Below are 12,344 nucleotides of genomic sequence, written 5' to 3' on the forward strand. Positions count from 1 at the left end.
TCAAGCTCCGTTGATGGTGTCGCCGGTCCGGCGGCGAAGATCGACGATCCCGCTGTCAAAATGGCGGGTGGGGTGGATACGGTTGGTGAGCAGGGTCCAGGCGCGGCCGGCGTCGAAATCGATACAGAGCGCCGTGCCGGTGAAGCCGGTATGGCCGATGGTGCCGGCGCTGCAGCGGTCGCCGCCGAACCAGCCGGCATAGGGGTGTTCCCAGCCGTGGGTGCGCTTTTCCGACAGCGGCGTGCGCATCAACTGGATGGCGCGCGCCGATGCGCCGGTGCCGTCGAGCAACCCTTGTGCGAAGTCCAGCACCGAAGCGGCAGTCCCAAACAGCCCGGCATGGCCGGCGCCCTGCAGCGCCGAGCAATTGTCGTCATGGACCTCGCCCGACAGCACGCGATGGCGCCAGGTGCAGTCCTCGGTCGCCGCCGATCGGTCGGGATCGGCAGCGAAAGCAAAGCCCGGGCCGGCATCCATGTCGCGGATCCACTTGCCCGACAGGCGTTCCATGGCGAGGCCGAGCAGGATGAAGTTGATGTCGGAATAGACGGGAGCTGCCAGCTTGCGCCACTCGCGCTGCAAGACGAAGGTCCGCAACAGGTCCGGGTCGCGGCCGTAGGTGTAGATCGGCTCGACCGCGGGGAACGGCGTCTGGTGGCCGAGGCACTGGCGGAAGGTGACCTGCCTCTCCCAGGCGTCGGGGTCGTATTGGCGCAGATCGGGAAGCACCGAAATCAGCGGCGCGTCGAGGTCGATCGTGCCGGCCTCGGCCAGCGCCAGGATGCGCGGCGTGGTGAAGATGACCTTCGTCAGCGACGCCAGGTCGAACCAGGTGTCGTCGCGCATCGGCCGCGAGGCGGGAACGCGCTGCGCAAGGCCAATCGACCTGGTGATGCGCTGGCCGCCCTTGTCGACGATGCCCAGCACGCCACCCGGAATGCGCCCGGTCTCGACGGAATGTGCAAGCAGTGCGAAAGCGCGGTCGAAACGGTTGGGCAGGTCGTCCGTTGCCATCTTCGTTTCCCTCAAGCCTCGGCCCGCACCTTGTGATCTGCGCCAAACTGAAGCCACTTCGCCGCCGGCGGCTCGAAGCCGACGGGGCGCACCAGCGACGGGACCTGGCGGGTGTCGAGCTCGAAGTGCTGCTTACGGCGGTCGATGGTGGGCACGGCTGCGATGAGCTTCTTCGTATAGGGGTGCTGAGGATCGGCGAGCACCGACTTCGCGTCGCCGATCTCGACGATCTGGCCGGCATACATCACCGCGACGCGGTGGGCGATGCGCTCGACCACCGCCATGTCATGCGAGATGAAAAGATAGGCGAGACCGTATTCGCGCTGCAGGTCGACCAGAAGTTCGAGCACGCGGGCCTGGACGGAAACGTCGAGCGCCGAGACCGCCTCGTCGAGCACCACGACCGACGGGTTGAGCATCAGCGAACGCGCAATGCACAGGCGCTGCCGCTGGCCGCCGGAGAACTGGTGCGGATAGCGCGCAAGGCTGTCCTCCGGCAAACCAACGCGCTTGAGCAGCGTCACCATTCGTGTCCGAACCTCGGCGTCGATTGGCTGGCCCGTGGCGATCACCGGTTCGGCCAGGATCTGCTCGACGTTGAGGCGCGGGTTGAGCGAGGCGTAGGGGTTCTGGAACACCATCTGTACCGGAAGCCGGCTCTGGCCGGGCCGCGCGGCCTGGGCCTCGACCGAGAAAGCGCCGCGAGTCGGCGACACGAGGCCGAGCACGGCACGTGCGGTGGTCGACTTGCCCGAACCGCTTTCACCGACGATCGCCAGCGTTTCGCCCGGCATCAGGTCGAAGGCGACGCCATCGACGGCATGGACGGCGCCGACCGGCTTGCTGAACCAGCCGCCTTTCAGCGGATAGCGCACGACGAGGTCGTCGACTTCGAGCGTTGGCTTGGGCAGCGGCGCTGCCTTTCGCGTTCCGTCCGCTCTCACCGCCACGCCGCTGGAGAAATGCGGCACGGCATGAAGCAGGTGTTGGGTATAGGGATGCTGCGGAGCGTCGAGGATCTGGCCGAGCTCCCCCTGCTCCACCACCCGGCCGTCCTGCATCACCATCACGCGGTCGGCTATGCCCGCGACCAGGCCGATGTCATGGCTGATGAAGATCATCGACATGCCCGTCTCGCGCCGCAGCTCGGCCAGCAGCGCCATGATCTGCGCCTGCACGGTGACGTCGAGGGCCGTGGTCGGCTCGTCGGCGATCAAGAGGCGCGGGTTGCACGCCAGCGCCATGGCGATCATCACGCGCTGAAGCATGCCGCCGGAGAGTTCGTTGGGGGTCGCCTTGAGCCGCCGCTCGGCATCGGGGATGCGGACCCGCTCGAGCGCCTCGCGGGCGGCGGCCCTGGCCTGACTGCCGGTCAGCCCGCGATGCAGGCGGAACGACTCCTCGATCTGGGTACCGATGGTCAGCACCGGATTGAGCGACGTCATCGGCTCCTGGAAGATCACGCCGATCTCGGCGCCGCGTATGCCGACGAGATCTTGCTTGCTTGCGGCGGTGACGTCCATGACGCTGCCGTCGGCGCGCAGCAGTTCGATCTTGCCATTGGTAATCCGGCCACCGGCATAGTCGATCAGCCGGTTGCTGGAGAGCGCGGTCACGGACTTGCCGGAACCGCTCTCGCCGACAATCGCAAGGACCTCGCCGACGCCGACATCGAAGCTCACGCCATGCACCACTTCTTTGGCGCTGGCTGCCGGGCCGAAACTCACGTGCAGGTCACGGACCGAAAGGATCGGCTTCATCTGATGCCCTCCCATGTCACGCCCTCCTCGTCTTGGGGTCGAGGATGTCGCGCAGCGCATCGCCGAGCAGGTTGAAGCCGAGGATGGAAAGCATGATGGCGACAGCCGGGAAGGCCAGCAGCCAGGGTGCCTGCTCCATCAGGTTGCGGCTGTCGCTCAGCATCAGGCCGAGCGACGAGGCCGGCGGCTGGGTACCAAGGCCGAGGAAGCTGAGACCGGCTTCAGTGAGCAGCGCCCAGGCGAGCGCCAGCGTCACCTGCACGGTGAGCGGCGCCACCAGATTGAGCAGCAGGTGTCGCGTCAGGATGTAGGAGCGGCTCGACCCGAAGGTGCGGGCGGCATCGACGAAGTCGCGCGCCTTCAGCGACAGTGCCGGACCGCGCACGACGCGGGTGAAGATCGGCGTATAGACGATGCTGATGGCCGCAACGCTGGTCCAGGTGCCGGGGCCGATGATGGTGACGATCAGCAGCGCGAGCAGAATTGCGGGAAACGCCAGCAGCACGTCCATCAGCCGCATCATCACCGTATCCCAGCGCTTGCCGTACCAAGCTGCAGTGAGGCCGAGCACGGTACCGGCAAGCGTCGCCAGGGCGACGGAGAAGAAGGCCACCGTGAACGACTGGCCGACGCCTTTCATCAGGCGGCTCATCACGTCCCGGCCGAACAGATCCGTGCCCATGAGGTAGGAGGACGAAGGCGCCTGCAGGCGGTCGATACGGTACTGCGTCAGCGGATCGTGCGGCGTCACGCCAGCGGCGCCCAGCAAGGCGACGAGCAGGTAGACCAGCACGATGGCGCCGCCGATGCGCCCGCTGGGATGCGAAAAGATAGCCTTCACAACACGCATCAGCGGCCCTCCAGGCGAATACGGGGGTCGAGCGCGGCATAGGCGAGGTCGACGAGCAGGTTGACGATCATGAAGTTGAGGGCGATGAACAGAACGGCGCCCTGCACGAGCGCGTAGTCGCGCTGCAGGATCGCCTCGAGCACCATGCGCCCCAGGCCGGGCAAGGCATAGATCTGCTCGACGATGACGGCGCCACCGAGCAGGTAGCCGAACTCGATGCCGCTCAGCGTGACGACGGGCACCAGCGCATTGGGCAGCGCATGGCGCCAGATGACGCGGCGTTCCGGAGCACCCTTGCTCCGCGCCGTGCGCACATAATCGTCGCTCAGCACATCGAGCATGGCCGAGCGCGAAACACGCGTGACCGAAGCGGCGAATGCAAGGCCAAGCGTGATCGCCGGCAGGATCATCTGGCCGAGATTCTGCAGCGGGTCCTGCCACAACGACGTGAAGACACCCATCGTCGGCAGCACGCCGAAGCCGGCCGAGAGAATGTAGATGAGGACGAGGCCGACGACGAAGCTCGGCGTCGACTGGCCGATCATGGCGGCGATGCGGACGCCGAGGTCGGCGGGGCGTTCATTGCGGGTGGCAGCGAAGACGCCCGCCGGAACACCGATCGTCAGCGCGATCAGCATCGACAAGAGCGCAAGTTCAAGCGTCAGCGGAAAGCGTTCGAGGATGACCGTCAGCACCGGCTTGCCGTAGGTCACGGAAATGCCGAGGTCGCCGCTGAACAGGCCGGTGAACCAGCGCCAATACTGGATCGGCCATGGTTGGTCGATGCCGAAATAGACGGCCAGCGAATCCCGCTGCTGCGGCGTCAAGAGACCGGCCTCGGTGCCAAGCATCGCCGTGATGGAATCGCCCGGCACAAGCCGTATGGCGATGAAGACGATGACCGAGACCCCGATCAGAACCAATGGGAAGGCCTGAAGGCGACGTATCACGTAATTCATGGCATGCATCCCATATCGGGTTGAGGAACCGCGCCGGTTCTGCAGCGGAGCCGGCCAGTGAGCGACTTGCGCTGCCTTGGCGGTCGCCATCGACGCGATGGCGACCGCCTTCGAGCGGCGGCAGGGAGAGCCCACCGCTCAAAACGCTGTCTACTGCTGGATGGTCACCTTGCCGAGGCTGAACAGCGAGCCGGTCGGCATAGGCACGAAGCCCTGCACGTTCTTCTGCTGGGCGGTGTAGCCGTAGCCGGTGTAGAGCCAGACCCACGGCGCCTTCTCGGCGAGCTGCTTGTCGAAGTCGGCGAAGATGACCTTGCGCTTCTCCGGATCGGTCTCGGCGCGGCCGTCCTGCAGCAGCTTGTCGAGCGTGTCGTCGGCGAAGTTGGAGACCTTCTGCAGGTTGCCGTTCTTGGTCCAGTAGCGATTGTACATGGTGTAGGGGTCGGGACGGCCGCCATTCAGCGCCACCGCCATGTCGAAGTCGCCTTTCAGCCAGGTGTCGACATAAACGTTCAGCTCCATCATCTTGATGTCGAGCTTGACGCCGATCTCGGCCAGCTGCGACTGCAGCACCTGGGCCTCGGCAGCGGCCGTGGGCGGCTCGGCGGTCGCGGCGATCACGGTGGCGGTGAAGCCATCGGCGAAACCGGCATCGGCCATCAGCTTCTTGGCCTTCTCGACATCCTGCTTGTAGCAGAACAGCGAGTTCGGATCGGAGGCGAAGAACGGCATCGTCAGCGGCCCGGTCACCCGGCCTTCACCGAGCGATGCGGTGTCGAGCACCGCCTGGCGGTCGACGGCACAGGAGATCGCCTGGCGCACGGCCAGCTCGTTCATCGGCTTGCGCGCCGGGTTGAGCTGGAGCACGTGATAGGCGAGCAGCGGGGCGCGGTTGAGCTGAAGCTTGGGCTCGTTGGGCACCAGGGTCGCGATCAGCGGATCGTTCAGCAGCGCGAAGTCGACCTGGCCGGTGCGCATGGCGGCCAGGATCGCGGTCTCGTCCGGCAGCACGCTGATCTCGATGCCGTCCACGCCGGTTGCACCGCCAGCCCATTCCTTGTTGGCGACGAGTACTTCCTTGGAGTTGGGATCCCACTTCTCCAGCTTAAACGGACCCGAGCCGATTGCCTTGGTGCCGATGGTGCCGGCGGCAATCTCGCTGGCCGGAACGATCGACGAGTTGGTGTCGGTCATTGCCGTCAGGATCGGCGCGTCGGGCTGCTTCAGCTTGAAGACGACGGTGCTGGCGTCGGGCGTCTCGATGCCTTCGATCGACAGGTAGTTGGCGCGGTTCGCGGCGCCCGTCTTCTCGTCGAGGATGCGCTCGAACGATGCCTTGGCGTCGGCCGAGGTCACGGCAGCACCGTTCTGGAACTTCGCCTTGGGATCGAGCTTGAAGGTGAGCTGCTTGCCGTCGGCGGAAAACTCCCAGCTCGAGGCAATGCCTGGAACGATCTTCAGATCCGCGTCGAGCCGCACGAGCGGCTCGTAGATCAGTTCGAGCAGGCGCAGCGACGAGAACGCGGTCTGCTTGTGCGGGTCGAGGCCGGTCGCGTCCTGCGCCCAGGCCATGCGCAGCGTGGCCGCGTCGGCATGGCCGGCAACGGCCGACATGCCGATCATCACGGCCGTCGTTGCCCCAAGGAAATACTTGAACTTGCTGGTCATTTCATCCTCCCTTTAGCTCTTCCCTCGGTGCGGCCGGAATGGCCGCTCCCGGATCACTCGGACGCTTGCCTCGCATCCTGTATTGCTTGTCGCAAGAAGCCGTTCGACCCTTCCAGTGCCGAGCGCGCATCGGCAAGGCTCATCCCCGTCATGACGATGAGGATCGCCAGCTTCACGTCATTTTCGGTCTGGGCCAGTGCCAGTTGCGCCTCTTCCAGGGTGCAATCGGTCGCCTGCATGACGATGCGCGCGGCGCGTGCCACGAGTTTCTTGTTCGAGGCCTTCAGGTCGACCATCAGGTTTTCGTAGGTCTTGCCGATGCGGATCATGCTCGCGGTGGTCAGCATGTTGAGCACCAGCTTCTCGGCCGTGCCCGACTTCATCCGCGTCGACCCCGTCAATGCCTCGGGACCGACGACTGGCGAAATGGCGATATCGGCGACCGCGGCAATGGCCGACTGCGGGTTGCACGACAGGGCGACCGCGGTCGCGCCGATTTTCTTGGCGTAGCTGAGGCCGCCGATGACGTAGGGCGTGCGGCCGCTTGCGGCGATGCCCACCACGACGTCCTTGGCCGAGAGATCGATCTCGGCCAGCGCCTCGGCACCCTTGGCCTGGCTGTCCTCGGCACCTTCCGTCGCCTTCAGCAGCGCGCTGTAGCCGCCAGCGATGAGACCGACGACCATCGTCGGCGGAACGCGGAATGTCGGCGGGCATTCGGACGCGTCGAGCACACCGATGCGGCCGCTGGTGCCGGCACCCATGTAGATCAGGCGCCCGCCCTGCCGGAACGCCGCGGTGATGCGATCGACGCAGGCGGCGATCTCGGGGATCACCTTCTCCACGGCAAAGGCGACGGTCTTGTCTTCCTCGTTGATCTTCTTGAGGACGTCGACCGTCGGCAAGAGGTCGATATCCATGGTGCGCGGGTTCCGCTCCTCGGAAACCAACCGTCCCAGCTCCGAAATCAAGGCTTGTTCCGACACGCTCGCCACCTGCCCGGTTCTTGAAATGCAAGAGCCTCGCCGGGCCGGATCCCATGAGGCTTTCATTAACGTTTTAGAATGCAATATTCCTCATGTCAACAAACTTTGGAATGGATTATTCCTCAATGACTGGCACGTCCGCCAAGTGATCGAGCCGCCTGGCCAGGATGATGGCGCCGGACACCGCGTCACCGTCGGCCGGCTTGAGACGACGGCGGACGTCGGGCGCGAGCCAGGGTTCGAGAGGGCTCGCCAACCCGCCGAGCAGGGTCACGCGGGGTGCGCCCTTGTCGAAGAGCGTGCGGACGATCGTGTCGATCTGCTCGGCGGCAGTCTGGACGATGCGGCGGCCGGCCGCGTCACCCTGGTCGGCATGGCGCATGACGGTCGGCGCCAAGGCCGCGTAGTCGGTGGCGGTTGCCCTGTCCATCCAGGCCACCGCCTCCATCGGGTCATCGTGAAACCGCTGCATGACCTCCGTCAGCAGCGCCGAGCGGTCATGCCGGCCGTCATGGGCGCGGAGCGCGAGCTGCACCGCCTTCAAGCCCAGGTCGGCTCCGCTGCCTTCATCCGAAATCGGAAAGCCGTAGCCGCCGACCCTGAGGTCCCGCCCCTCGACGAAGCCCAGGCCGATCGAACCGGTGCCGGCGATGACGATCGCGCCGTCCCTGCCCGAATGTGCGCCAAGGCAGGCCCCCATGCCGTCGCTGGCGAAGCCGATGGCGGCAAACGGGTGCTCGATCGCCTGCAACGCCTCAAGCGCGCCCTTGCGGCCAATGCCGGCAAGGCCAATGCCGGCGAAGGTGTGCGCCAGTTCGGCATCACTGAAGCCGGCTTCCTCGACCGCCGCGCCAAAGGCACGCGCGATCGACGCCCAGGCGACGTCGATGCCGAGCCGCGTCGTCGCCGGACCTGAGAGGCCCTGGCCGAGCACATTGCCGGCCGCGTCGACGATGCGGGCACGGCAGCCTGTGCCGCCGCCGTCGACGCCTAGGAAGAAGCGAGGCACAGCGGCGCTGGTCATCCTGCTATCCGCTCGATGGTCGCGCCGCACATGCGAAGCTTGCGGTCGAGGTTCTCATAGCCCCGGTCGAGATGGTAGACGCGGTTGACGATGCTCTCACCCTCCGCGACCAGCGCGGCAAGCACCAGCGACACGGAGGCCCTGAGATCCGTTGCCATGACCTGCGCCCCGCGCAGCGGAGTTCCGCCGCGCACCAGGGCCGTCGTGCCCTGTAATGTAATGTTCGCGCCAAGGCGGACGAGTTCCGGCACGTGCATGAAGCGGTTTTCGAACACCGTCTCGCGCAACAGCGAGGCACCCGGCGCGCAGCACATCAGTGCCATGAACTGCGCCTGGAGATCGGTCGGAAATCCGGGATAAGGTTCCGTGGTGATGTCGACGGGCAACAACGGGCCGTCCCGCGAGACGATGAGCCCGCGATCGCCGGGCCAAACACTGACACCTGCCGCCTCCAGCACCTGCACAACCGATGCCAGATGTTCGAGCCGCGCATTCGTCAGCTCGAGCTGGCCTCCGGTGATGGCAGCTGCGATGGCATAGGTTCCGGCCTCGATCCGGTCGGGAATCGTATGGTGGGTGGCCGCGCGCCAGGACGTGCCACCCTGGACGAGGATACGGTGCGTCCCCGCCCCTTCGATGTTCGCACCCATGGCGTTGAGGCAAGCGGCGAGGTCCATCACCTCTGGCTCGCGGGCGGCATTGACGATCTCCGTCTCACCGCGCGCGGCAGTGGCCGCCATCATCGCCGTCTCGGTCGCGCCGACCGACGGCGAACCGAGCACGATGCGCGCGCCCGTCAGGCTGCGGGGCACCGAAGCGACGATCGAGCCACCCCGGATGCCGATGTCGGCGCCGAGCTGGCCGAGCGCCTTGATATGCATGTCGACCGGCCGGGCGCCGATCGCGCAACCGCCGGGCAGCGACACTTCGGCCTTTCCGAACCTGGCAAGCAACGGCCCCAGCACCAGCACCGTGGCGCGCATCTTGCGCACCGTGTCGTAGCTGGTTTCCCGGGCGAATGCAGCGCTCGCATCGACGATGACTGAACGGCCCTGGCGGCTGACTCCAGCACCGTGCTGGGCAATGACGCCAAGCATGTTCTCGACGTCGCTCACTGCCGGCAGGTTGGTTAGTTCGAGCGGTTCGGGGCTCAGCAGCGACGCAGCAATCTGTGGCAACGCCGCGTTCTTGGCGCCGGAGATGGCGACTGCCCCCTGCAGCCTCTGGCCACCGACTATTCGCAACTTGTCCATGTTCAAGATCCGTTCAGCAGCCGGTCGAGACCGGCCGAACTGGCAAGAGAGTTGATCGGATTATTCTTCCCTGTCAACATTGGATGGAATATTCTATTCCCACTCTTTGTCGGATGGGAGGGCGCGAGGAGCTTCATGTCGGTTCTCACCAAAATCCTTGCGACGCTCGACACCATGGCGCCGGCCGACCGGCAGATCGGCCAGTTCATCGTCGACAAGCCGGACGAAATGCTGCGCCTGTCGTCCGTCGCGCTTGCCGAACAGACAGGCCGCAGCCAGTCGAGCGTGGTGAAGTTCGCGCAGAAGCTGGGCTATCCGAGCTACCAGCAGCTGAAGCTCGCGGTCAGCGAGGCCCGGGTCCAGCGATGGCAGGCGCCGCCCGGCATGGTGCATGGCAGCATCGACCGCGCCGACGGTTATGTCGCCGTGCAGCAGAAGCTCGTGGCGGGCAAGCTGGCCGCGATGCAGCAGACGATGTCGGTGAACAGCGAACAAACCGTGGCGCGCGTTCTCGACCTGCTCGACCAAGCCGACCGGATCCACCTTGCCGGCGTCAGTGCCTCTTCGCTGGTAGCGCGCGATTTCGCCATCAAGCTGATGAAGCTCGGGCGCAACGTACTGCACGACAGCGACAGCCACGTGCAATTGGCGAGCGCCGCATCGCTGGGGCCGAGGGACGTGATGCTCGCACTGTCACATTCAGGCACCAGCATCGAGACGCTGCGCATCGCCGAACTCGCCAACGAAGGCGGCGCGACGGTCGTGGCCATTGCATCGCTGAGGGACAATCCGCTGAGCGCGATCGCCGACATCGTGCTGCACACGGCAAGCGACGAGGACGACGTCCGCTCATCCTCGATCACCGTCCGCGATGCCCAGCTTGCCCTGACAGACCTTCTTTTCATCCTCTTGGTGCAACGGCAGGCCGACGCCGGCGATCACATCCGCAAGAGCGAGGCCGCCGTGGCGGCCCTCAAGCTGGACGGAAGATTGCGCTGAGCGGAGTACCTATTGGCGCATCCGTTCGAGCTGCCGATAGAAATCCGCCCCGGCCAGGGCCGAATAGCTCTCGCGAAACAGGCCGTAAAGGTTGTCGAGGACGCCCCGGTGCTCGATGTTCGGCTCGAGTGAATGCGTAGCGGAGACCATTTCCGCCGCCGCCTCCTCGATCGAGGCGAAATGGGCGGAGCCCACGGCACCCAGCAGTGCTGCACCGAGTACGCTGCATTCGCGTTCGCGCAGCAGCGTCACCGGACGGTCCAGGACGTCCGCGATCGTCTGCGTGAAAAGCGAGGATCGCGTGCCGCCGCCCGTGAGCCGCAGATCGGTGATCCCGGACCTGAGGTCGGCGTCGAAGGCCTCGACCATCATGCGTATTTCGCAGGCGAAGCCTTCGAGCATGGCCCGGATGAGGTCCGCGCGCGCGTGTTTCAGCGTCAGGCCGAGAAACGCCCCGCGGGCGGTGGCATCGTAGTGAGGTGTGATCTGCCCGGCGAAGAAGGGGTGGAACACCAGTCCCTGGCTCCCAACCGGCGCCTTGGCCGCTTCCGCCATCATCAGCTCATAACCGGACGCCGGACCTTCGAACTGGTCGCGCCACCATTGCAGGCAGGCGCCGACGGCAAAGCAACCGCCCTCCAGGTCCCACTTGCCGGGAATGGCATGCGCGCCGATGTAGGTCTGCTCTCCGACCGCGAGATCGGGATGGTCGAGGTGAGCCACCATCATCGCCGAGGTGCCTATGGTGATCTCGGCCATGCCCTGCCGCACCACGCCCGCACCCAGCGCGGCGCATTGCTGGTCGCCCGCTCCACGGCAAAGTACTGCGCCGGCGGGCAGTCCGGTCAACGCCGCCGCCTGCTTCGAAATCACGCCGACCTCGGCCCCCGGCTCGCCCAGCGGCGGAAGCTTGGCGAGGTCGATACCAGCGGCCTTGCAGACCTCGTCGCTCCACCCAAGCCGGCGTATGTCGAGCATGCCGTTCAAGGTCAGGCTGGACGGGTCGCCTTCGAACCGCTCTGCTCCCAGCAGGCGAAGCAGGTATTCCTGTCCGTTGCAGATCCACCTCGTGGCGTCGAGCAGTTGCGGGCTGTGGGCAGCCAGCCAGGCGATCTTGGCCACGGCCCAGGAAGCTGCGATCGGCATGCCGGTGAGCGAGCGGAACCTTGCCGGCAAGATGTTCGCCGCAATCGTCGCTTCCATGTCCTTGGCACGCGCGTCGTTCCAGACGATGGCAGGCGCCAGCGGTCGGAACTGCTCGTCGAGCAGAGCAAAGGTGCCGCGCTGGCTGGACAGCCCTACCGAAACGATCCGGCCGGGATCGATCCCCGCCGTGGCCTGGCGGCTGGCTTCGCACAAGGCGCGCCAGACGACGTCCATGTCCTGTTCGACCCAGCCAGGCTGAGGAAAGATGCAGGGATAGTCGCGGTCGCCGCTGGCGACCATGAGGCCGCGCCTGTCGAACAAGGCGACGGTGACGCCGGTCGTTCCGGCGTCGATGCCGACGAACAGCGGCTCGCCACTCATCCGTGCACGCCAGGGGTACTGGCTATCCAGGCGCTGAGCAGCGCGAAATAACGGCTGCGCCTTTCGGCCTGCTCGGGCGTGAGCGTGGCGACCAGCCTGATCTTCAACGCGATGAGATCCTCCTCGGGCTCAAACAGTTCGAGCGGCACCGACGCAAGCTCGGTATTGGTCTCGCCGGTCCAGTTCGAATTCACCGGAAAACCATATTTGGGGTCCGAACAAGAGCAGTGCGAAATCGTACGCTAAGGCCGAACGGACCATGAACGGCGTATGGATGAGCAGCGCGGGATCCTGTGGATTGTCA

The 12,344-nt window shown here is 65.8% G+C and carries 11 protein-coding genes; 1 reads left to right on the forward strand and 10 read right to left on the reverse strand.

Features of this window, described 5'->3' with window-relative positions; genetic code table 11:
• From J2X50_RS21360 to murA, 8 genes are all read right to left on the reverse strand, one after another.
• The gene (locus tag J2X50_RS21360; RefSeq protein ID WP_429097917.1) at nucleotides 1-1,014 is read right to left on the reverse strand and encodes a serine hydrolase domain-containing protein; all 1,014 of its coding nucleotides are present in this window, start codon (nucleotides 1,012-1,014) and stop codon (nucleotides 1-3) included.
• Between the two features lie 11 nt (nucleotides 1,015-1,025).
• Nucleotides 1,026-2,774 (reverse strand): ABC transporter ATP-binding protein, encoded by a 1,749-nt coding sequence (locus J2X50_RS21365; RefSeq protein WP_429097928.1) that lies wholly within the window; start codon nucleotides 2,772-2,774, stop codon nucleotides 1,026-1,028.
• 16 nt (nucleotides 2,775-2,790) lie between these two features.
• Nucleotides 2,791-3,624, reverse strand: a complete 834-nt coding sequence (locus tag J2X50_RS21370; protein WP_429097918.1) for an ABC transporter permease — start codon at nucleotides 3,622-3,624, stop codon at nucleotides 2,791-2,793.
• Nucleotides 3,624-4,583, reverse strand: coding sequence for an ABC transporter permease (locus tag J2X50_RS21375; protein ID WP_429097919.1), 960 nt, complete (start codon nucleotides 4,581-4,583; stop codon nucleotides 3,624-3,626). Before J2X50_RS21375 ends, J2X50_RS21370 begins: the two co-directional genes overlap by 1 nt.
• 150 nt (nucleotides 4,584-4,733) lie before the next feature.
• Complete coding sequence (locus J2X50_RS21380; RefSeq protein ID WP_429097920.1) at nucleotides 4,734-6,251, reverse strand: ABC transporter substrate-binding protein; 1,518 nt, start codon at nucleotides 6,249-6,251, stop codon at nucleotides 4,734-4,736.
• A 53-nt stretch (nucleotides 6,252-6,304) separates the two neighbouring features.
• Entirely contained in the window at nucleotides 6,305-7,237 is a 933-nt protein-coding gene (murQ, locus tag J2X50_RS21385; protein WP_429097921.1) for an N-acetylmuramic acid 6-phosphate etherase, read from the reverse strand.
• A gap of 115 nt (nucleotides 7,238-7,352) precedes the next feature.
• On the reverse strand, nucleotides 7,353-8,261 hold the full coding sequence (locus J2X50_RS21390) for a BadF/BadG/BcrA/BcrD ATPase family protein (protein WP_429097922.1): 909 nt from the start codon (nucleotides 8,259-8,261) through the stop codon (nucleotides 7,353-7,355).
• Entirely contained in the window at nucleotides 8,258-9,514 is a 1,257-nt protein-coding gene (gene murA / locus J2X50_RS21395) for a UDP-N-acetylglucosamine 1-carboxyvinyltransferase (protein ID WP_429097923.1), read from the reverse strand. The genes J2X50_RS21390 and murA overlap by 4 nt, the downstream gene beginning before the upstream one ends.
• Nucleotides 9,515-9,649: 135 nt before the next feature.
• Between murA and J2X50_RS21400 the strand changes: the two genes are divergently transcribed.
• On the forward strand, nucleotides 9,650-10,513 hold the full coding sequence (locus J2X50_RS21400; RefSeq protein ID WP_429097924.1) for a MurR/RpiR family transcriptional regulator: 864 nt from the start codon (nucleotides 9,650-9,652) through the stop codon (nucleotides 10,511-10,513).
• A 9-nt stretch (nucleotides 10,514-10,522) separates the two neighbouring features.
• Here the strand turns inward: J2X50_RS21400 and J2X50_RS21405 are convergent, their stop codons facing one another.
• Both J2X50_RS21405 and J2X50_RS21410 read right to left on the reverse strand, forming a co-directional pair.
• Nucleotides 10,523-12,040: a xylulokinase gene (locus J2X50_RS21405; protein ID WP_429097925.1), complete on the reverse strand. Its 1,518-nt coding sequence runs from the start codon at nucleotides 12,038-12,040 to the stop codon at nucleotides 10,523-10,525.
• Nucleotides 12,037-12,234: a hypothetical protein gene (locus J2X50_RS21410; protein ID WP_429097926.1), complete on the reverse strand. Its 198-nt coding sequence runs from the start codon at nucleotides 12,232-12,234 to the stop codon at nucleotides 12,037-12,039. Before J2X50_RS21410 ends, J2X50_RS21405 begins: the two co-directional genes overlap by 4 nt.
• Nucleotides 12,235-12,344 lie beyond the last annotated feature (110 nt).

This window comes from Aminobacter sp. BE322 (assembly GCF_050433525.1).
In the GTDB taxonomy this organism is placed as follows: domain Bacteria; phylum Pseudomonadota; class Alphaproteobacteria; order Rhizobiales; family Rhizobiaceae; genus Aminobacter.

What these genes read in the sequence shown, in the direction of transcription:
- J2X50_RS21360 (WP_429097917.1), bottom strand. Translation starts at nt 1,014, where the DNA reads ATGGCAACGGACGACCTGCCCAACCGTTTCGACCGCGCTTTCGCACTG.
- J2X50_RS21365 (WP_429097928.1), bottom strand. Translation starts at nt 2,774, where the DNA reads ATGAAGCCGATCCTTTCGGTCCGTGACCTGCACGTGAGTTTCGGCCCG.
- J2X50_RS21370 (WP_429097918.1), bottom strand. Translation starts at nt 3,624, where the DNA reads ATGCGTGTTGTGAAGGCTATCTTTTCGCATCCCAGCGGGCGCATCGGC.
- J2X50_RS21375 (WP_429097919.1), bottom strand. Translation starts at nt 4,583, where the DNA reads ATGAATTACGTGATACGTCGCCTTCAGGCCTTCCCATTGGTTCTGATC.
- J2X50_RS21380 (WP_429097920.1), bottom strand. Translation starts at nt 6,251, where the DNA reads ATGACCAGCAAGTTCAAGTATTTCCTTGGGGCAACGACGGCCGTGATG.
- J2X50_RS21390 (WP_429097922.1), bottom strand. Translation starts at nt 8,261, where the DNA reads ATGACCAGCGCCGCTGTGCCTCGCTTCTTCCTAGGCGTCGACGGCGGC.
- murA (WP_429097923.1), bottom strand. Translation starts at nt 9,514, where the DNA reads ATGGACAAGTTGCGAATAGTCGGTGGCCAGAGGCTGCAGGGGGCAGTC.
- J2X50_RS21400 (WP_429097924.1), top strand. Translation starts at nt 9,650, where the DNA reads ATGTCGGTTCTCACCAAAATCCTTGCGACGCTCGACACCATGGCGCCG.
- J2X50_RS21405 (WP_429097925.1), bottom strand. Translation starts at nt 12,040, where the DNA reads ATGAGTGGCGAGCCGCTGTTCGTCGGCATCGACGCCGGAACGACCGGC.